19 protein-coding genes are annotated in these 18,788 nt (G+C 64.0%); 10 read left to right on the top strand and 9 right to left on the bottom strand.

The genetic code is table 11. From position 1 onward, the window contains the following. Positions 1–37: 37 nt before the first annotated feature. Together SB765_RS10055 and SB765_RS10060 are read left to right on the top strand one after the other, a co-directional pair. Positions 38–985, top strand: a complete 948-nt coding sequence (locus SB765_RS10055; RefSeq protein ID WP_410910895.1) for a LysR family transcriptional regulator — start codon at positions 38–40, stop codon at positions 983–985. 78 nt (positions 986–1,063) lie between these two features. Next, on the top strand, positions 1,064–2,038 hold the full coding sequence (locus SB765_RS10060) for a 2-hydroxyacid dehydrogenase (RefSeq protein WP_410931254.1): 975 nt from the start codon (positions 1,064–1,066) through the stop codon (positions 2,036–2,038). Between the two features lie 72 nt (positions 2,039–2,110). Here SB765_RS10060 and SB765_RS10065 read toward each other — a convergent pair whose 3' ends face one another. Continuing rightward, complete coding sequence (locus SB765_RS10065) at positions 2,111–3,013, bottom strand: DMT family transporter (protein WP_410931255.1); 903 nt, start codon at positions 3,011–3,013, stop codon at positions 2,111–2,113. Between the two features lie 274 nt (positions 3,014–3,287). On the opposite strand from SB765_RS10065, the gene SB765_RS10070 reads away from it, so the two are divergent. Next, a complete protein-coding gene (locus SB765_RS10070) occupies positions 3,288–4,163 on the top strand; it encodes an AraC family transcriptional regulator (RefSeq protein ID WP_341796747.1) in 876 nt (291 codons plus the stop codon). Between the two features lie 99 nt (positions 4,164–4,262). On the opposite strand, the gene SB765_RS10075 is transcribed toward SB765_RS10070, so the two are convergent. The 6 genes from SB765_RS10075 to SB765_RS10100 all read right to left on the bottom strand — a co-directional run bounded on the left by SB765_RS10075 (position 4,263) and on the right by SB765_RS10100 (position 10,581). Continuing rightward, entirely contained in the window at positions 4,263–6,653 is a 2,391-nt protein-coding gene (locus SB765_RS10075) for a TonB-dependent siderophore receptor (protein ID WP_410931256.1), read from the bottom strand. Between the two features lie 168 nt (positions 6,654–6,821). Beyond that, on the bottom strand, positions 6,822–7,802 hold the full coding sequence (locus SB765_RS10080; RefSeq protein ID WP_410931257.1) for a FecR family protein: 981 nt from the start codon (positions 7,800–7,802) through the stop codon (positions 6,822–6,824). Beyond that, positions 7,799–8,374, bottom strand: a complete 576-nt coding sequence (locus SB765_RS10085; protein WP_059395166.1) for an RNA polymerase sigma factor — start codon at positions 8,372–8,374, stop codon at positions 7,799–7,801. Before SB765_RS10085 ends, SB765_RS10080 begins: the two co-directional genes overlap by 4 nt. A 4-nt stretch (positions 8,375–8,378) precedes the next feature. Beyond that, on the bottom strand, positions 8,379–8,705 hold the full coding sequence (locus SB765_RS10090; protein WP_341796751.1) for a DUF3325 domain-containing protein: 327 nt from the start codon (positions 8,703–8,705) through the stop codon (positions 8,379–8,381). Next, complete coding sequence (locus SB765_RS10095; RefSeq protein WP_410931258.1) at positions 8,705–10,279, bottom strand: PepSY-associated TM helix domain-containing protein; 1,575 nt, start codon at positions 10,277–10,279, stop codon at positions 8,705–8,707. Before SB765_RS10095 ends, SB765_RS10090 begins: the two co-directional genes overlap by 1 nt. Further along, positions 10,276–10,581: a DUF3649 domain-containing protein gene (locus SB765_RS10100; protein ID WP_016497978.1), complete on the bottom strand. Its 306-nt coding sequence runs from the start codon at positions 10,579–10,581 to the stop codon at positions 10,276–10,278. The genes SB765_RS10095 and SB765_RS10100 overlap by 4 nt, the downstream gene beginning before the upstream one ends. Before the next feature lie 475 nt (positions 10,582–11,056). Here SB765_RS10100 and SB765_RS10105 point away from each other — a divergent pair, with 475 nt between their 5' ends. After that, complete coding sequence (locus SB765_RS10105; protein ID WP_016489041.1) at positions 11,057–11,404, top strand: HPF/RaiA family ribosome-associated protein; 348 nt, start codon at positions 11,057–11,059, stop codon at positions 11,402–11,404. A gap of 75 nt (positions 11,405–11,479) precedes the next feature. On the opposite strand, the gene SB765_RS10110 is transcribed toward SB765_RS10105, so the two are convergent. Together SB765_RS10110 and SB765_RS10115 are read right to left on the bottom strand one after the other, a co-directional pair. Then, positions 11,480–11,887: a response regulator gene (locus SB765_RS10110; RefSeq protein WP_016497974.1), complete on the bottom strand. Its 408-nt coding sequence runs from the start codon at positions 11,885–11,887 to the stop codon at positions 11,480–11,482. A gap of 22 nt (positions 11,888–11,909) precedes the next feature. Beyond that, the gene (locus SB765_RS10115; RefSeq protein WP_016497973.1) at positions 11,910–12,080 is read right to left on the bottom strand and encodes a Flp family type IVb pilin; all 171 of its coding nucleotides are present in this window, start codon (positions 12,078–12,080) and stop codon (positions 11,910–11,912) included. Between the two features lie 292 nt (positions 12,081–12,372). Here SB765_RS10115 and cpaB point away from each other — a divergent pair, with 292 nt between their 5' ends. From cpaB to SB765_RS10145, 6 genes are read left to right on the top strand one after another with little or no spacing between them, the layout of a single operon-like run. Then, a complete protein-coding gene (cpaB, locus tag SB765_RS10120) occupies positions 12,373–13,323 on the top strand; it encodes a Flp pilus assembly protein CpaB (RefSeq protein WP_410931259.1) in 951 nt (316 codons plus the stop codon). Positions 13,324–13,341: 18 nt separating this feature from the next. Continuing rightward, the gene (locus SB765_RS10125) at positions 13,342–14,580 is read left to right on the top strand and encodes a type II and III secretion system protein family protein (protein ID WP_341796755.1); all 1,239 of its coding nucleotides are present in this window, start codon (positions 13,342–13,344) and stop codon (positions 14,578–14,580) included. Continuing rightward, entirely contained in the window at positions 14,577–15,767 is a 1,191-nt protein-coding gene (locus tag SB765_RS10130; protein WP_410931260.1) for a pilus assembly protein, read from the top strand. Before SB765_RS10125 ends, SB765_RS10130 begins: the two co-directional genes overlap by 4 nt. After that, on the top strand, positions 15,764–17,020 hold the full coding sequence (locus SB765_RS10135; RefSeq protein ID WP_016497969.1) for a CpaF family protein: 1,257 nt from the start codon (positions 15,764–15,766) through the stop codon (positions 17,018–17,020). Before SB765_RS10130 ends, SB765_RS10135 begins: the two co-directional genes overlap by 4 nt. Then, entirely contained in the window at positions 17,017–17,898 is an 882-nt protein-coding gene (locus tag SB765_RS10140; RefSeq protein WP_410931261.1) for a type II secretion system F family protein, read from the top strand. The genes SB765_RS10135 and SB765_RS10140 overlap by 4 nt, the downstream gene beginning before the upstream one ends. A gap of 2 nt (positions 17,899–17,900) precedes the next feature. Continuing rightward, the gene (locus tag SB765_RS10145) at positions 17,901–18,788 is read left to right on the top strand and encodes a type II secretion system F family protein (RefSeq protein ID WP_410931262.1); all 888 of its coding nucleotides are present in this window, start codon (positions 17,901–17,903) and stop codon (positions 18,786–18,788) included.

Genomic DNA, 18,788 nt, shown 5'->3' on the forward strand with positions numbered 1-18,788 from the left:
CGTGACACAATTTTGTCCTCTACATCGAGAGTGACCCATGGACACCCTGCAAAACATGCGTGCTTTCAGTTGCGTAGCCCAGCTTGGCAGCTTTACCGCTGCTGCCGCGCAACTGGATACGACCACCGCGAACGTGTCGCGGGCGGTCTCCAACCTGGAAGCCCATCTGCAAACAAGGCTGCTCAACCGTACCACCCGCCGCATTGCGCTGACCGAGGCCGGCAAGCGCTACCTGATGCGCTGCGAACAGATTCTTACCTATGTGGAAGAAGCCGAAGCCGAAGCCAGCGATGCCCATGCCCGCCCGGCCGGGCAGCTGAAGGTGCACTCGATGACCGGGGTGGGCCAGCACTTCGTGGTCGATGCCATAGCCCGCTACCGTGAATCGCACCCGGACGTCACCTTCGACCTGACCATGGCCAACCGCGTGCCCGACCTGCTTGACGAGGGCTATGACGTGTCCATCGTGCTGGCCACCGAACTGCCCGACTCCGGGTTCGTGTCGCAGCGCCTGGGCATCACCTACAGCATCGTCTGCGCCTCGCCCGACTACATCGCCCGCCACGGCAGTGCGCAAAAACCCGCCGACCTGCTCAAGCACGCCTGCCTGCGCATGGTCAGCCCGGTGATACCGCTGGAAAAATGGCTGTTCGACGGGCCGGAAGGTCAGGAGATGGTCAACATCACCAGCTCGCCGTTCATGGTCAATACCGCCGATGCCATGAAGACTGCGATCCGCAGCGGCATGGGCGTAGGCGTGCTGCCGATCTATTCGGCCATCGATGGCCTGCGTGATGGCAGCCTGGTGCGGGTGCTGCCCGAGTACCGCCTGCAGGAGCTGAACCTGTACGCCATCTACCCGTCGCGGCAGTACCTGGATGCCAAGATCAAGACGTGGGTCGAGTACCTGCGCAACTCGCTACCGGAGATTCTCGCGGCCCATGAGGCCGACCTGAAAACCCATCAGGTGCTGGTCGCCAACTAAAAAGCTGCTGCATTGCGGGGGTGGACAATGGTAGGTTGCTAACCATTACCTACCCCCGCCTTGCAGAGAAGTTGCCCGATGAAAAAGACCGTCCTGGCCTTCAGCCGTATCACCCCGGCCATGGCCGAGCGCCTGCAGCAAGACTTCAACGTGATTTTGCCCAACCCCAAGCTCGGCGACATCAACGCCCAGTTCAACGAAGCCCTGCCGGAGGCCCACGGCCTGATCGGTGTCGGGCGCAAGCTGGGCCGTGCGCAGCTTGAAGGCGCGGCCAGGCTGGAGGTGGTGTCCAGCGTGTCGGTCGGCTACGACAACTACGACCTGGACTACTTCAACGAACGCGGCATCGCCCTGACCAATACCCCAGACGTGCTCACCGAAAGCACCGCCGACCTGGGCTTCTCGCTGGTCATGGGCTGCGCCCGCCGCACTGCCGAACTGGATGCCTGGACCAAGGCCGGCAACTGGCAGGCCACCGTGGGCCCGGCCCTCTTCGGTAGCGATGTGCATGGCAAGACGCTGGGTATCGTCGGCATGGGCAACATCGGTGCCGCCATTGCCCGTCGCGGCCGGTTCGGCTTCAACATGCCGGTCATCTACGCGGGCAACAGCCGCAAGACCGCGCTGGAGCAAGAGCTGGGCGCGCAGTTCCGCAGCCTGGAGCAGTTGCTGGCAGAAGCGGACTTCGTCGTCATTGTGGTGCCATTGTCCGACGCCACCCGCAAGTTGATCAGTGCGCGTGAACTAAAGCTGATGAAGCCAAGCGCGTACCTGATCAACATCGCCCGCGGGCCGGTGGTGGACGAAGCCGCGCTGATCGAAGCGCTGCAGAACGGCACCATTCGTGGGGCAGGCCTGGATGTGTACGAGAAAGAGCCGCTGAGCGATTCGCCGCTGTTCAAACTGCCCAACGCGCTGACCTTGCCGCACATCGGTTCGGCCACTGCCGAAACCCGTGAGGCCATGGCCAACCGCGCGATGGAGAACCTGCGCGCGGCACTGCTGGGTGAACGGCCGCGGGACCTGGTGAACCCGCAGGTTTGGAAGGGCTGATAGCCTTACTTTGCCTGTACCGGCCTCTTCGCGGGCTTGCCCGCGAAGAGGCCGGTACAGGCAACAGATTATCTATTTGGCCACCAAAATACCGTCAGCCACCTTGGCCTTGGGCTTGCGAAACACCAGCACATTCCCCGCCATCACCGCCACCAGCCCCAACAAGGCCGGCGCCGTCCACTGATACCCCTCGGCCACCGCCGACACATTCAACGCCACCAACGGGAACAGCACCGTGCAATAGGCTGCCCGCTCCGGCCCCATGCGCCCGACCAGGGTCAGGTAGGCAGTGAAGCCGATCACCGAACCCGGAATCACCAGGTACATCAGCGAACCGATGTAGCGGGTGTTCCACTCCATGGTGAAAGGAATGCCGCTGAACAGGCAATAAACCATCAGCATGGCGGCCCCGTAGACCATGCCCCAGGCATTGGTAGTCATGGGCTTGAGCCCGGCCTTCTGCTGCATGCTCGACAGCATGTTGCCTGCCGAGAAACACAGCGTGCCGAGCAGGGCAAGGCCGAGCCCGAACAGGGTCTCGCGGCTGGCGGCATGGTGGGACAGCTCTGGCCAGAACAGCAGCCCCAGGCCGATCAGGCCCAGGGCACCGCCGCCCAGCACATTGGCGGCGATCTTCTGGCCGAAGAAGACCCGCGCGTTGAGTGCGTTCCACAGGGTTGCAGTGGAGAACACCACGGCGATCAGGCCACTGGCAATCCACTGGCTGGCAGTGAGGAAGCACATGAAATTGACGCAGAACAGGCACAAACCTTGGGCCAGGCAGATCTGGTGGCCGCGGCGGTTCATGGGTTGCAGGCGGCGGGTGAGCAGCAGGATGGCGAACAGGATGAGGCCGGCCAGGCCGAAGCGATAGACGATCGAGACCGGGATGGCGACAACGCCCAGCTGGAGCTTCAAGGCGATCCAGGTGGTGCCCCAGATCAGGACGGTAAGCAGGTAGAGTGACAGGTTCATGGGTAGGGCTCCTCAAGCGGTCGTCCATTCACACCGGGGCCGCTTCGCACCCCATCGCCGGCAAGCCAGCTCCCACAGGTACAGTGCCCGGCTTGAAGCAGATGCTGTACCTGTGGGAGCTGGCTTGCCGGCGATCGAGGGTGCAGCCCTCGCCAGTGCCACCAGTGTTTGCCCTGTGCGGCGCCTGGCGCTTGCACAAACTTGCGCTTTTCCTTTGCCGGTAGATGTCACTCGATGCAAGGCGCAGTAGGATGGCTGGCAAGAGGAGCCCCCCATGACGCCACTCACCCAACTGCAAGTGTTCAACGCCATGCATGCCTCGCCCCACGCCAGGCTGGAGCTGAGCGCGCACCTGGGCGACGGGCTGGCGGCGGCGCTGTGGAGCAACCGCGACGATGCCCGCGACTATCAGGCCCCGACCCACCACACCCTGTCGTGCTACATCGCCGACGGCACCGGCACCTTTCGCCGCCAGCGCCCGGCCGACAAGGGCGCGCCCGGCAAGCTGTGCGTGATGCCAGCCGGGCAGGAGTCGAACTGGGTGGTCAATGGTGCAATCCGCCTGGCGCACTTGTATGTCAGCGAGGTGCAGTTCGCCCTGGGTTGTGTGCGCCTGCTCGACCGGGAACCGCGTGAACTGCAGTTGCAGGAAGCGACTTTTCTCGACGACCCGCAACAGGCCGTGCGCTTTCGCCAACTGATCCAGCTGGACTGGGACGAGCCCGGCGAGCGCTTGCTGGCCAGCAGCCTGGCCCACGAGATCGTCGACCATGCGCTGCTCAACCAGGTCGGGCTGCGCCAGGGCCTGCGCCTGAAAGGCGGGCTAGCGCCGAACCTGCGCCGGCAACTGGTCGATTACATCGAGGCGCACCTGGACCAGCCGATTACCCTGGGCGAACTGGCCTTGCGCTGCAACCTGTCCGAATACCACTTTGCGCGCATGTTCCGCAGCAGTTTCGGCCTACCGCCGCACCAGTACCTGCTGGCCCGGCGACTGCACCGGGCCTGCCAACTGCTGCAGCTGGGCGTGATGCCGCTGGGGGAGATTGCCCTGCTGTGCGGGTTTGCCAGTGCCAGCCATTTCAGTAACCGGTTCAGGCAGGCGCTTGGTGCAACACCTGGGGAATACCGTTCGGCATTCAAGGCGTGAAATGGGGCCGCTTTGCGGCCCTTTCGCGGCACAAGGCCGCTCCTACAGGGATCATGGATTCCTTGTGCCGCGAAAGGGCTGCAAAGCAGCCCCAAATACCTAGAATTCGAAGGTGCTGGACAGGCTCACCTGCCGCGCATCGCCGATAGCCACGAAGTACTGGTTCACCGCCGAGCTGTAGTAAACCTTGTCGAACAGGTTCTTTACGTTCAGCTGCAAACGCACGTTGTGCTCATCCAGCTTGGTCTCGTAGCTGGCGAACGCATCGGCCACGGTGTACGACGGCAGGTCGAAGGTGTTGGTCGAATTGCCCGCCCGCTCACCCACGTAACGCGCGCCTGCACCTACACGTAGCTTGTCGCCACCGAACAGGCTGCCGAAGTCGTAAACAGCCGACAGCGAACCACTGTGTTTGGCAACGTTCTGCAAGCGGTTGCCCTCAAGGTCCGGGTCTTTTGTAACCTTGGCATCGGTAAAGGCATAGCTGCCGATCAAGCTCCAGTGATCGCTGAGCTGGCCGGTCAGGTCAAGCTCCACACCTCTTGAATTGACCTCACCGGCATTGCTGTAGACCGTCTCACCAGTCCCGCTGTCGAAATTGGCAACCAGCACATTACGCTTGGTGATATCGAACAGCGCCAGCGTACCGGTCAGGCGACCGGGCATGTCCAGCTTGGCGCCCAACTCCCACGACTTGCCTTCCTCAGGTGCAACGGACGCGTCCAGCACCACACCGCCAGTCAGCGGCGCAATGCTGGAGTTGGGCTTGAACGACTCGCTGTAACTGCCGTAGAACGACAGCTGCTCATCAAGCTTGTAGACGATGCCGGCATGCGGCACCCAGGCCTGGCCGCTGTTATCGGTATTGGCCGTGAACGGGCGGCCGCGGCCGGCGTACTGGTCGAACTGCTGGAAGCGTGCGCCGGCCACCAGGATCCAGTGGTCATCCAGGTGCAATGCGTCCTGCACGAACAGTGCATCGGTGCGCAGCTTGTCGGTCTGGTCGCTGTCGCTGGCACGCACCGTGCTGCCTTCCACTTCCTGGCCGTAGACCGGGTCCACATAGCTGAAAGTGGACTTGGCAGTCTGGCGAATCAGGTCGCCGCGATACACCTTGCGGTCTTCATGGTCGACGCCGAACAACAGGTCATTCTGCAGGCCGGCCAACTCCACGTTACCGGCCAGGCTCAGGGTAGCGAACTGGTCACGGCTCATGGCGTTGTGGGTGCCATCGATGCTGCGTGTCAGCGTGCCTTTGGCTTCATTGACGCCGGTCACCCGTACCTGGCTGGCATCATAGGTCTCGCGGTTGAAGCTGTAGCCAAAGTGCAGCTTCCAGTCATTGGCCAGCTGATGGTCGACCTCCAGGCGATACAGGTCGGAGCGCCCTTCCATGTCGTTGAACGGCTCGTCCAGGCGGCGCGTGGCGGGGATGTTCAGCGGGTGGCCATTGCTGCCGAACGCTGTGCCCCGGTCGAAGGGGTAGAGAAACTCGCGGTGCTCGTAGGCCAGTACCACCTGGGTGTCTTCACCCAGCCAGGCCAGCGACGGCGCCACCAGCGATTCGCGGTGCACGCCGTAGTTGCGCCAGTAGTCTTCGTCTTCATGGTCGACGATCAAGCGGTAAGCGAAGTTGCTGTCGCCCAGCGCACCGGTACTGTCGAGCCCGCCGCCACTGCCATTCTTGCCGCTGCCGTAGGTCGAGCCGCGCACGTTCAGGGCGTTGTACTGCTGCAGTTGCGGGCGCTTGCTGACCACGTTGATCACCCCGCCCGGATCCTGGATGCCGTACAGCAGCGAGGCCGGGCCCTTGAGCACTTCAACCCGCTCGGTGCTGGCGTTGAGGCTACGCCCCTGCACGATGGGCATGCCATCGCGCATGATCGAGCCGTCGCGGTTGTCGCCAAAGCCGCGCTTCATCACCGTGTCGGACGTGCCGCCAAAGTTGTTGCCCTGGGTAATGCCGCTGACGTTGGCCAGCGCATCGTCGAGGTTGCGCGGTGCCTGGTCGCGAATGACCTGGGCCGGTACCACGTTGATGGCCTGGGGGATGTCCTGGTTCGGCCCCTGCCCGCGCATGATCGAAGCGCTGGCCGGGGGCTGGTAGCTGTAGTCGTCCAGCTGCGAGGTTACGTTGGTGGCCTGCAGGTTGAGGGCGCCTGAGGTGTCGGCGGGTTCGAGGGTCAGGGTGCGTGCGTCGACGCGCCGCCAAGCCAGCCCGGTGTTGCCCAGCAGCTGTTGCAGCGCCTGCTCGGCGCTGAAACGGCCATTCAACGCGGGCGCTTGCACGCCCGGCAGTTCGAGGGTGTAAACCACGCTCTGGCCGGTGGTGCGGCTGAAAGCGTCGAGGGCCTGGGCCAAGGGTTGGGCCGGCTGGGCGAAGGCATAGGCCTGCAACTGCTCGGCGGCGCTTGCCAGAGGGGCGACTGCCAAGGCCGGGACCGCAGCCAGGCCGAGCCAGAGAGGGACGCAACGCGAGGAGAACTTCATGGACGCTGACCTGTGAGAGGGTGACGATTGCGAATGAATCGCACTTTCACTCATTACACGGATGCCACGTCCTGTTACCTCACCCGTTGATTGAAATTATTTTTCCTGTGCCGGCCTCTTCGCAGCACAAGGCTGCTCCTACAGGTACTGCATGGCCGGTGCAGGCTGCTACCGAACCAGGGTCAGACGCCCCAACACGGTCTGCCGCGAAAAACCCATCACCTTGCCCAGCGAATCCAGCGCCAGCAGCGGCTCGGTCACCGGGAAGCTGCCGCTGACCTTGCGCTGCCCCAGTTCGCCATCCAGCAACAGGATGCGCCCCGGGTAATAGCGCCCAAGGTCTTCGACCACCTGCGCCAGCGGCACCTGGTAATAGTTCAGCCACCCCTGGCGCCAGGCCAGGCGGTTTTCACTGTCCACCCCCAGGGTGTCGCCTACCCTGCCTGCGCTGAAGGCCACCTGCTGGTTGGCCGTCAGCTCACGCGCCAGAGTGCCTTGCGCAGCGCTCACGCCCACACGCCCGCTGCGCACCGTCACCTGGGCGCCGTCGCCTTGCTCACGCACCTCGAACTGAGTGCCGAGCACCCGCACTTCGCCACCGCCGGCTTCGACCAGGAACGGCTCGCCGGTATGCGTGACCTCGAAGAACGCTGCGCCATGCAACAACCGCACACGGCGCTCTCCCTGGGCAAAATCGACCGCAATGGCGCTGCCGGCATCAAGCGTCACCTGCGACTGGTCGGCCAAAGTCACCTGGCGAACCAGCCCGGCACTGCTGTAGTCGGCCTGCAGGTCCTGCAACCAGTACGCCGGGTGCCAGCCACCGGCAACGCCCACGGCCAGCACCAGGCAGGCCGCCATCGCCAGTGCTGCCACCTGCCGCCACGGGCCGCGGGTCGGCGGCTTGGCCATGGCATCGAGGTAGCGCTGCAGGGCGTCCTGTTCTTCGTCCGCCAGGCGCGCCGCCGGGGCGGCGCTTTTCTGCCACAGCGCCTGGGCCTGTTGGTAGGCGTCACGGTGCACGGGGTCGGCCAGCAACCAGCGCTTGAACGCAGCCCCTTCGGCTTGCGCGGGCTGCTCATTGATGCGGCTGAGCCATTGCAGGGCGGCCTGGGACTGCGCCTCGGTGATCGGGGGCAAACGGCTCATCGACGGGCACTCCCAGGCCGGCGTGGGGTGGACGCGGGCTCGGCAACACTCGCCTTGCACGCTTCAAGGGCGCGCATCATATGCTTTTCCACGGCGCTCTGGGACAGCTGCATGGCCTTGGCAATTTCGCCGTACTTGCAGCCATGGATGCGGTTGAGCAGAAAGATCTGCCGGGTGCGCTCGGGCAATGCGCGCAAGGCAGCTTCGATGCGCTGCAGGTCGTGGTCGACCTCCAGCGCCTGCTCCGGCGCCTGAGCCATTGCCGCCTCGTCCATGGGCAAAGCGGCTTCTGCCACCCGTTCGCGGCTGCCTTCACTGCGCAGGTGGTCGATGGCCAGGTTGCCGGCACAGCGCAACAGGTAGGTGTCCAGCGCCTCGACCTTGACCTCGGGGCGGCGCCAGAAACGCAGGAACAGTTCCTGCACCAGGTCTGAAGCCGTGGCGCGGCAGCCAACGCGCCGGCTGACCAGCGCCTCCATGCGCGCCCGCTGGGCCAGGAACACCTGGACGAAACGTGCGCGCCCTCCACTGCTGTCGGCTTCGGGCTCGATGATATCCCCCTGCTCGCTCACAGGTTCACACGGCAAACACGGCCAGCAATGGGCCCAGCACCACGCTGGCGGCGGCCAGGCCCAGCAGCAGACGTGGCTGGTACGGCAGGCCGAACACCCACACGGTCACCCCGGCCATCATCACTGCCGTCCATTCCACCAGGCCATGGGCCCAGCCACGCAGGTGCACGCTGAGGATCAGCGACAGCATCAGCAGCAGCCAGCCGGCAACGTGCAGCAGCTGCAACTGCCCGGGGCGCGGCTTGCGCCCGAGCAAATCGCTGAAGTGCTTTTCCATGGCCAGGCACAGGGCGACAAAACCTGCGAATGCAATCAGTGCGTTACCCAGCATCAGCTCACCTGCGCCGTTTCAGTGCCCGCTTTTTTTGCCGCGCGTGGCCGCTTGGCAACCGGTTTGGGGCTGCGCAGCATCTTGCCGGCCAGCCAGGCCAGGAACAGGCCAGTACCCAGGGCCGTCAGGTCGAAGCCGGCCATGGCCCAGTCACCTGCCTGCAACGAATGGTTCAATCCCCGGTCGGTGCTCAAGCCATTGAGCAGCGGCAGCAGAACAAAGGCCAGCGCCCCCAGCGCCAGTTGCTCGCCCCACGCCCGGCGCCCGCTGCGCAGCACGGCATGCACCAGTGACAAGCCCCATGCGATGAAGAAGGCATTGACCTCCCAGCCGGCGCGGCCCTCGACGCCCACCGGGATCAGGCGGTTGGCCCAGAAGAAGCCCGCCACCGCCAGCAGCAGCCCGCTCATGCTGGCGATATTGAGCACCTCGACCAGGCGCAACTCACCCGGCATGTGCGCGCTCTTGGCATGCTTGAGCTGGCGCTTGCCCAGCCACATCACCAGCCCGGTGCCGATCACCGCAGTCCCGGCGACGCCAAAGAAGAAATACAGCCAGCGCAGCCAGGGCCCGGCGAAATTGCCCATGTGCAGCCCGGCAAAACTGAAGGCAGTCATCATCGCCCCGCTCTCTGGCTTGCCCTGGCTCAGCAGCGCACCACTGGCGCCGTCGAACGTCCAGTTGGCACTGCGCCGATAAGCCACGTGGTCGGCAGCCGACTGGGTGAAGGTGACGCGGGCATTGCTGTCGCCGGGGTTCTGCACCTGGATGAAGCCGATACGCGCGCCCGGTTGCAGTTCCTGGACCTTGGCGTACAGGGTTGGCAGCGCAACCAGCGGCGTGGGCACCTGGGCCGCTTTGGGCGCATCGTCGCGGCCGAACAGGTCGTTGAAGTACTTGCCGGTGTCATTGCCATAGCTGGCCATGATGCCCGCCGGCATCACCATGTACATGAACAGCACCAGGCTGCTGTAACTGATCATCAGGTGGAAGGGCAGCACCAGCACGCCGATGGCGTTGTGCCCGTCCAGCCAGGAGCGCTGGCCCTTGCCGGGGCGGAAGGTGAAGAACTCCTTGAAGATCTTCTTGTGGGTGATGATGCCGGTGACCAGCCCCAGCAGCATGATGAAGGCGCAGAAGGTCGACAGCCAGCGGCCAAACGGGTACGGCATCTGCAGCTGGAAGTGGAACCGGTAGAAGAACTCGCCACCCCGGCTGTCGCGTGCTTCCACTGGCAGGCCGGTCTGGGTGTCGAGGGTTTTGTTGACGAAGCCACGCGGCCCGCCGTTGGGGTCGCGATAGCCCACGCTCAGGGCCGCCTCACGCTCGTTGGGCATGTCGATGAACCAAGAGGCGGAATGCCCGGCATTGTCCTGCAGGTATTGCTGGGCCTTGTCCAGACTGAGGGCCGGGTCCAGGGTATGACGGCGCACCTCGGGCTGCGCCCAGTGGGTGATTTCATCCTTGAAGTACGACAGCGTGCCGGTGAGGAAGATGGCAAACAACAGCCAGCCAAAGATCAGGCCGGTCCAGGTGTGCAGCCAGGCCATCGCCTGGCGGAAGCCTTCTTTCATGGGTTTTTCATCCAGTAGGCAACGCCGCTGATCATGCCCAGCAACAGGCTCGGCGCCAACACCCCCAGCCAGGCACGCCAGGCGCTGCGACAGGCGAAGCACCAGATGAATGCCAGCAGGTAGAAGACGAACGACAACAGCAGGCCGGTCAGCGTGGCATCGACCTTAGGCAGTGGCGCCACCAAGGCAATGCAGACGCTGGCCATGGACGCCAGCAGGTAGCCGCCCAACAGCGCGGCCAGGCTGCGTGAGGCAACGGCCAGCCGATAGCTGAGCGAGAGGCCGGCGGTTTTGCGCGTCATGGCGAAAGTCCGGGTGTTTTGGGGGTTGCAATAATAATGATTTCAATTCTCATAGGCAAAGAGTTAGCGATGTGTTGCCTGTCCTGGCCCTATCGCCGGCAAGCCAGCTCCCATAGGTATTGCACAGGGCTTGAAGACAGCGGGGTTATGTGGGAGCGGGCTTGCCGGCGATAGGGCCGGTGGAGATTGCCGAGCATTCTGCCCTGCAATACAATGCGAACAATTCTTACTACCAGTTGCGCTACCTGGCGCCGGAGTATCACGGTGCCCAGCGCGCTCACATCCACGGTCGAACGGCCATGCAGCCCTGCCCTCCGCCATGCATCGATGGATTTGCAACAAGAAATTTATTTTCAAAAAGGGCTTGAATTCGGTCCGCGGTTGCCTGACCTTAGAGTCAAGAGGCGCAGAAATTCCAAGGGTCTCAAGGGCCTAGGCGCGTCTCCATGCGAGCAAGCTGAATAAGGATTGAATCATGCAAATCCAGGTCAACAGCAGCAACCATTTCGAAAGCAACGCCCGTCTCGATCAGTGGGTCCGCAGTACCCTGCAGAGCTCTCTGGAACGTTACGAAGAAGACCTCACCCGCATCGAGGTTCACCTGCGCGACGAGAACGGCGCCAAGCCCGGACCGCATGACAAACGCTGCCAGATGGAGGCTCGCCCCAAAGGCCACCAACCGATTTCCGTGACCCACACTGCCACTTCGGTAGACCAGGCAGTCGACGGTGCCGCCACCAAGCTCAACCACGCGCTGGAACACTTCTACGGCAAGCTGCGCAGCAAGCGCGGCGCCCTGGAACTGAGCGACCCGGACGCCTGACCCCAGCAATGAAAACGCCCGGCCAAGTGCCGGGCGCTTTTATTAAAGGCCATTAAAGGCCATTCAAGGGCTCCCTCAATTCACTACCCTCAGCCTTGGCACGGGGAACAGGTTCTCCAGGGTTGTCAGCAAACGCTTGTGATAAAGCGGCTTGCGGAAAAAATCCACCACCTGCAGGTGCAGCAGTTCGCTGACATCATCCAGGTCGGCCTGCCCGGACATGACAATCACCGGCAGGTGCAGGCGGGCCGTATGCTCGCGCATGCGCCTGATCAAACCGATGCCGCTTTCCTCGGGCATACGCAGGTCGGTGATCACCAGGGCAACGTCCGGATGACGGGTAAGCTGTTGCAAGGCTGCCTGTACCGATGTCGCGGTCAGGCAGGCGAAGCCTTCGTTCTCTAAAAGTTCGGCCAGCTCCAGCAGAACGTCCTGCTCGTCATCCACCAAAAGGATCTGCTGGCGCGAGGAAGCGTTCTGCATGGCGTTGGCTCCTGTTCAATGGTCAAAGGGCATTTTTGATCGTGGTGAAGGTGGCGTTGACCGCCGTGGAGATGTCCCCGACGAATGCCGCCAACACCACTGCAACCATCGTCGCGATGACCGCGTATTCGATACCGGATGCTCCGTCCTTGCGATGCAGGAAGTTCATGCAGTGCAGAATGAACAGTTTCATGGCTCAGCTCCTTGCGGCATGCATGCCGGCGATAGCGGTATCAAAGTGACACCTATTTGCCATCAGCATCGTCAAGCTGGAGAGGTCTGCAAATGTATTAAAGGATTAATTACAAAGTATTAATTCCCGAGAATTAACACCCATAAAAATGCTAACCCACTGTATTACCTCGACTTAATCACGATCCCGAAAAAAACCACTCCAGCTCATGGCAAATGGTGATGGCTGGGCTACCGTCCTATAGCGAAATAGTGACTTTTTGCCATCAGTCGACGCGTGCAGGGAGGCTGAGATGAGTAGTCGCTTGACCCTGATACTGGCGGCATTCTTCCTGCTGGCAGCACTGCTGGCAGGCTACTGGGGCATTGTGCTCAGCCGCCCTGCTGCTGTGCCTGCACCGGTTATCCCTACGGGCGAACAACCGGTTGTCGCCGTCGCCCCACCCCCCACCGCTCCACCGGAACCACTGCGTACAGCCGTCGTCGTCCTGCGCAAGGCACTGCCCGCCAATACGCCGGTCACTGAAGACGATGTGCTGATCGAGCGCCTGCAGGTTGCCCCCGCCGGGGCCTACCAGCAAACCGCCCAGGTGATCGGGCGAACCAGCGCCAGGCCACTTGCTGCGGGCACCTGGCTGGATGAGTCCAGCTTCCAGGCCGGCGGCCCGCTGGCGCGGATGATCCGCGCCAACGAGCGCGCCGTGGCAGTCGGTGTGGACGAAGTGGTCGGCGCTGCCGGCCAAGTGCGCCCGGGTGACTACGTGGACGTGTTGCTGTTCCTGCGTGAAGAGCCCAACAACCCTCAGTCCTCCGCCCAGGTGGTGCTGCCGGCCTTGCGCGTGCTCAGCGTCGGCGAGCAGACGGGCCTGGCCAACGATGGCCGCCCGGCGCAGACCGCCGAAGAGCAAAAGGCCCGGCGCGAACAGGCCAGCATGAGCGGCAACGGCACCCGCACGGTAGCGCTGGCAGTACCCGAGGCCTTCGCCAGCCGCTTGATGCTGGCTGCACAGGCCGGCACGTTGCGCCTGGCCGTGCGCAGTGCCGATGAACAACGCCTGGCTCGGTACTGGAACGAACCCGATGTCAAACCGCAGGTAGAAGCCGCCAACCGCGAACTCTACCGCTTCAGCCAGCTGTCCCAGTCGCCGGTGGTCAACGCTGCCAGCCTGGCGACCCGTAACCCCACACCCGCCATGCACATCATCCGTGGCGCACAGGCTGACGATACGAATAAAACCCCCTGACCCGGCAAGGATGCAGCGATGCGTAGTTCCTTTTTGAGACAAGCATGTTGTACCGGGCTGCTGGCCGCGCTGTTGCCCCAGGCGCAGGCGGCGGGTAAAGGCTGCGAAGCGGTCAGTCAGCTGCCTTCGGTCATCGAGATAGACCAGGGCCTGCAGCAGGAGCTACGCCTGCCGCTGGCGATCAGCCGGGTTGCCGTGGGTGAGCCGAAGGTGGCCGATGTGCAGTCCAGCGGCGAGCGCGGCGTGGTAATTACCGCGGTGGGCCAAGGCAATACCACCCTGATGCTGTGGACCACATGCGCCCCGTCACCTCACAGGGCCATGGTGTTCGTCAAAGGCCGGGCCAGTGCCGACATGGCCGAAGACAGCTTCTTGCCGTCGCAGGATGCGCAACTGATAAGCCAGGTGCAGGCCGACATCCGCTTCGTGGAAGTACGTCGCACCAAATACAAGGAGGCCGGTGCACGGTTGTTCTTCAAAGGCTCCAACAATAGCCTGATCGGCTCGCCGGGCACCGTGCCCGGCACGTCCGTCAGCCCCGGTTCGGTCCCCAACGTAACCCCGTCGATCCCCCTCGACGACACCGTCTTCAACATCGTCTGGGGCGGCGGCAGCAGCCGCTTCCTGGCCATGATCAACGCCCTGGAAAACAGCGGCTTCGCCTACACCCTGGCCCGCCCCAGCCTGACCGTGCTCAGCGGCCAGACTGCGAGCTTTCTGGCTGGCGGTGAAATCCCGATCCCGGTGCCCAGCGCGGGCAGCGACAACGTGTCGATCGAATACAAGGAATTTGGCGTACGCCTGGCGCTGACACCGACCGTCATCAGCCAGGGCAGGATCACCCTCAAGGTGGCGCCGGAAGTCAGCGAGCTGGACTACAGCAACGTGGTGACCATCGCCGGCACGCAGGTGCCGGGTTTGACGGTAAGGCGCACCGACACCAGCATTGCCCTGGCCGATGGCGAGAGCTTCATCATCAGCGGCCTGGTCAGCAACAACACCCGTTCCGCCGTAGACCGCCTGCCTGGCCTGGGGAGCCTGCCGGTACTGGGCGCGTTCTTCCGCAACTCGGCCATGCGCCGCGAAGAAACCGAACTGCTGATGATCGTCACCCCGCACCTGGTCCAGCCGCTGGCCGCCAACGCCCGGATGCCGCAACTGCCGGGCGAGAACCTGCGCACCTACGACCCCAGCTGGGGGCGCCTGTTCTTCCTGGAGAACGGCAACTTCGATGGCCAAGGCGGGTTATCCCAATGAACGAGAGCCTGAACCCCACCTTCCTCGCCATCACCCGCAACGAGGAGGACCTGCACTGGCTGCAAGGCGCACTGGCGCCGCAAGGCCAGGTGATCGGTGCCAGCGCCGGCAGCCTCGACGAGCTGCTGGCGCTGGTCAACGCCACCTTCAGCAACCTGATGTTCATCGGCCTGGACCGCGAACAACTGGTCAGCCAGTGCGCCTTGATCGAGGGGGTGCTGGAGGCCAAGCCGATGCTGGCGATCGTCGCCCTCGGCGATGGCATGGACAACCAACTGGTGCTGCATGCCATGCGCGCTGGCGCCCGCGACTTCGTCGCCTATGGCTCGCGCGCAAGCGAAGTGGCCGGGCTGGTGCGCCGCCTGGGCAAGCGCGTGCCGGCGGTGGCCAGCAACCCCGCCCTCGGCGGGCTGACGGTGCTGTTCGGCGTACAAAGCAGTGCCGACGGGGCATTGCTCACTACCCACCTGGCCCGGGTGGTGCAGGAGAGCGGCCAGCAAACCCTGTTGCTGGACCTGGGCCTGCCGCGTGGCGACAGCCTGGCACTGCTCGGCCTGGAAGCGTCGTTCTTCTTCGGCGACGCCCTGCGCCACTTGCGCCGCCTCGACACCACACTGATCGACAGCGCATTCACACGTGACAAGAAAGGCTTGCGCCTGCTGACCTACGCCGAGGCCGACGACCCGCTGCAGCAGACCAGCGCCGCCGAGCTGTACATGCTGTTGAGCGCCCTGCGCCAGCATTTCCAGCACATCGTCGTGAACCTGACCGGGCATGCCGACAGCGAAGCCCTGCGCACGCTGGTGAGCCATTGCGACAAACTGATCGTCTACACCGACCAGAACATCCTCGACTGCCGGCGCAACCTTGAAGTGCTCGACCTGTGGCGTGACCACGGCATGAAGCTGGAGCACGCCAGCCTGTTGGTGGACCGTTATCTGAACAACGTTGCACCCGACGCCGATACCCTGGCCAAACGCTACGGGCTGCCCTTGCTCAAGGCCATCCCCTGCAGCCCGGAAGTGCGCCTGAACGTGAAAAACCAAGGCCTGAGCCTGTTCGAACTGGCCCCGCGTGAAAACCTCACTCAAGCCCTGCGCAGCCTGGGCGAACGCCTGGCACAGCGCTCGGAAAACCTCGCACCACCAGCCTTCACCTGGCTGCGTCGGCTTTGGGGGAGCAAATGAGCAATGACCAACCCTTTGGTGGCCCGCAACACGCCTCCGGCGACCCCTACGCGCTAAAGCGTGCACTGCACCGCTTTGCCATCGACGCCATCGAGGACAGCGGCCGTAACCTGCTCGAAGGCGCCCGGCCAGCGCTGACCCAGTTCGTGCTGGAGCAGGTGGGCGATTACGTCGCGCGGCTACGCCTGGCCATGTCGCGATACGAAATGGAGCGCCTGGCCGAAGAGCTGGTGGATGAGCTGACCGGTTTCGGCCCGCTGGAAGTGTTGTTGCGTGACCCCACCGTCACGGAAATCCTGGTCAACGGGCCACACCGGGTGTTCGTCGAACGGGCGGGCCTGTTGCAGCAAACCGACCTGCGCTTTATCGACGCCCACCATGTGGAGCGGGTGATGCAGCGCATCCTCGCCCCGCTTGGCCGGCGCCTGGATGAATCCTCGCCAATGGTCGACGCGCGCATGCCCGATGGCAGCCGGGTGAATGCGATCATTCCGCCTGTGGCACTGGACGGCCCGTGCCTGTCAATCCGCAAGTTCCGCCAGGACATGCTCAAGAGTGCCGACCTGCTGGCCACCCGCGCCATCGACCAGCACATCTTCGACTTCTTCGAGCGCGCCGTGGGCAAACGTTGCAACATTCTGGTCAGCGGCGGTACCGGCACCGGCAAGACCACCCTGCTGAACATCCTCAGCCAGATGATCGCGCCCCGCGAACGCCTGGTGACCATCGAGGACGTCGCCGAACTGAATTTGCACCATCCCCACGTGGTGCGCCTGGAAACCCGTCCGCCGAATGCCGAAGGGCATGGCGAAGTCAAAGCCAGCGAACTGATCCGCAACGCCCTGCGCATGCGGCCCGACCGCATCATCCTGGGTGAGATACGCGGCAGCGAAGTGCTCGACGTGCTCACCGCAATGAACACCGGCCACGATGGCTCGATGAGCACGGTGCACGCCAACACCGCCCAGGATGCGCTGCTGCGCCTGGAAACCCTGGTCGGCCTGAGCGGCCGGCAAATTGCCGAAAAGACCATGCGGCAAATGGTTTGCGCGGCGCTGGATGTGGTGATCCAGCTGACCCGCCTGCCCGATGGCCGACGCTGCGTCAGCGAGGTGCTGGAAGTGGTCGGCGTGCGCGATGAGGTGTACGTGACCAACACCCTGTTCCGCCTCGATCGTCGTGGCGGCGATACCTTTCTGCGCGAAGCCCCCAACCCGGCAGGCAGCAAGCTGCACGCAGAGGGCCTGCTGTGACCGGCCCCGTGTTGCTGGCACTGTCCCCGCTGTTGCTGGGCGTGGCCTTGCTGCTGCTGCGCCGTGGGCTGTACAAGCGGCACGAAGAGCGCATCCTGCAACGCCTGGGGCGGGCGTTCAGCATTGTGCGCAATGGCACCGCCCGGCGCGAATGGCTCGACGCCCTGCTGCAACGCGCCGGTTTGGGGGCTATCGACTTTGAGCCACAACGCTGGTTGCTGGCGTGGCTGGCCGTGGTGCTGCTGGCGCTGATCGTTGCCGGCTGGGTGGCTGCCTTGATGCTGCTGATCGGCCTGCCGACCCCGGCGTACCTGATCCTGAGCTGGCAAAGCCGCCGGCGGATGCGGCAAATCGTCGACCAGTTGCCCAGCCTGCTGGACTACAGCGTTCGCAGCCTAAAGGCCGGCCGCACCCTCAATGACGCGGTGCTGGGCGGCATCGACAGCAGCCGCGACCCCCTGCGCTCCGCCATGGCGCGGGTGCGGCGCAACGTACAGTTGGGCGTGGCGCTGGAGGATGCCGTGAGCGAGCTGGCCGAACTGCACCAGCAGGACGAACTGCGGCTGTTCGCCCTCGGCTTGCGCATCAACCAGCGCTACGGCGGCAATGCCAGCGAACTGATGGAAAACCTGATCAAGCTGATTCGCGAGCGTGAACAAGGGGCGCGTCAGCTCAAGGCGATGACCGGCGAAACCCGCATTACCGCGATCATTCTCGGGTCGTTGCCGCTGGCCATGGTCGGCTACTTCATGATGGCCAACCCGCATTACCTGTTGGCCATGTGGCGCGACAGCAGCGGCCAGATGATGCTGTTGCTGGCCTTTGCCCTGCAGGTGCTCGGTTGCCTGGTGCTGTGGCGGATGATGAGGAGCTTGTGACCATGGCCTTGCTGATCTGCGCCCTGTGCCTGTTCATCGCCGCCAGCCTGTTTGGTCTGCAGGTTATTCGCCAATGGCGAGCGCGGGTACTGGTGACCCGACGTCTGCAAGGGCGACTGACCCGCGACGAACGCCTGGGCGACTGGCTGCAGTGGCTGGGCAGCAGCGCGTGGGGGCAGCGGCTACAGAAATTCGACGGCGAAAGCCAGGCCCTGCTTGAGCGGATCGGCTGGCGCCGCAGCCGCCAGCGCGCCCTGTTTGCGGCTGTTCAGCTGGGCCTGCCGCTGCTGGCGGTGGCGCTGACGCTGTTGTTGCAACAGGGGTTCAAGGGCAGCGCCGCGGCCGGCTGGATGGTCTGGCCATTGTGCGCGCTGGGCGTCGGTTACCTGTTGCCCAAGCGCCTGTTGGCCGTGGCTGCGGCCCGCCGCCAGCGGCGCATCGCAGAAGAGGTCAGCCTGATGATCCCCTTGCTGCGGATTCTCTTCGAGACCGGCCTGGCCGTTGAACAGGCCCTGCGCGTGCTGAGCCACGAAGGCCGGACGTTGATCCCGCACATCAGCGCAGAGCTGCGCCAGGTGCTGCAGCGGGTGGATTCGGGCATGGCGCTCGGCGCGGAACTGGAAAAGGTCGCCCAGTTGCTGGCTGTGGATGAGTTCACCGATACCTGCGTGATCCTGCGCCAGTTGCTGACACAGGGCAGCGGCGCGATGAAGTCGTTGCAGGCACTGAAGGCGCTGCTCGACGACCGTCGCCTGACCCGCCTGCAAGAACGGGTATCGATGATGTCGGCAAAGATGTCGGCAGTGATGATGGTGTTCCTGTTTCCGGCCTTGCTCATTGTCCTTGCCGGGCCAGGCTTTTCTGCATTGGCGCGGGCGTTGAGCCCATGA

It is taken from the genome of Pseudomonas sp. SIMBA_067 (genome assembly GCF_046534675.1).
Lineage (GTDB): Bacteria > Pseudomonadota > Gammaproteobacteria > Pseudomonadales > Pseudomonadaceae > Aquipseudomonas > Aquipseudomonas putida.

Coding starts and splice junctions, on each gene's coding strand:
- SB765_RS10115 (WP_016497973.1), bottom strand. CDS start 12,080: ATGAAACTGTTCATTCTGCACTGCATGAACTTCCTGCATCGCAAGGAC.
- SB765_RS10055 (WP_410910895.1), top strand. CDS start 38: ATGGACACCCTGCAAAACATGCGTGCTTTCAGTTGCGTAGCCCAGCTT.
- SB765_RS10110 (WP_016497974.1), bottom strand. CDS start 11,887: ATGCAGAACGCTTCCTCGCGCCAGCAGATCCTTTTGGTGGATGACGAG.
- SB765_RS10105 (WP_016489041.1), top strand. CDS start 11,057: ATGCAAATCCAGGTCAACAGCAGCAACCATTTCGAAAGCAACGCCCGT.
- SB765_RS10135 (WP_016497969.1), top strand. CDS start 15,764: ATGAGCAATGACCAACCCTTTGGTGGCCCGCAACACGCCTCCGGCGAC.
- SB765_RS10060 (WP_410931254.1), top strand. CDS start 1,064: ATGAAAAAGACCGTCCTGGCCTTCAGCCGTATCACCCCGGCCATGGCC.
- SB765_RS10070 (WP_341796747.1), top strand. CDS start 3,288: ATGACGCCACTCACCCAACTGCAAGTGTTCAACGCCATGCATGCCTCG.
- SB765_RS10125 (WP_341796755.1), top strand. CDS start 13,342: ATGCGTAGTTCCTTTTTGAGACAAGCATGTTGTACCGGGCTGCTGGCC.
- SB765_RS10130 (WP_410931260.1), top strand. CDS start 14,577: ATGAACGAGAGCCTGAACCCCACCTTCCTCGCCATCACCCGCAACGAG.
- SB765_RS10080 (WP_410931257.1), bottom strand. CDS start 7,802: ATGAGCCGTTTGCCCCCGATCACCGAGGCGCAGTCCCAGGCCGCCCTG.
- SB765_RS10100 (WP_016497978.1), bottom strand. CDS start 10,581: ATGACGCGCAAAACCGCCGGCCTCTCGCTCAGCTATCGGCTGGCCGTT.
- SB765_RS10075 (WP_410931256.1), bottom strand. CDS start 6,653: ATGAAGTTCTCCTCGCGTTGCGTCCCTCTCTGGCTCGGCCTGGCTGCG.
- cpaB (WP_410931259.1), top strand. CDS start 12,373: ATGAGTAGTCGCTTGACCCTGATACTGGCGGCATTCTTCCTGCTGGCA.
- SB765_RS10090 (WP_341796751.1), bottom strand. CDS start 8,705: ATGCTGGGTAACGCACTGATTGCATTCGCAGGTTTTGTCGCCCTGTGC.
- SB765_RS10145 (WP_410931262.1), top strand. CDS start 17,901: ATGGCCTTGCTGATCTGCGCCCTGTGCCTGTTCATCGCCGCCAGCCTG.
- SB765_RS10065 (WP_410931255.1), bottom strand. CDS start 3,013: ATGAACCTGTCACTCTACCTGCTTACCGTCCTGATCTGGGGCACCACC.
- SB765_RS10095 (WP_410931258.1), bottom strand. CDS start 10,279: ATGAAAGAAGGCTTCCGCCAGGCGATGGCCTGGCTGCACACCTGGACC.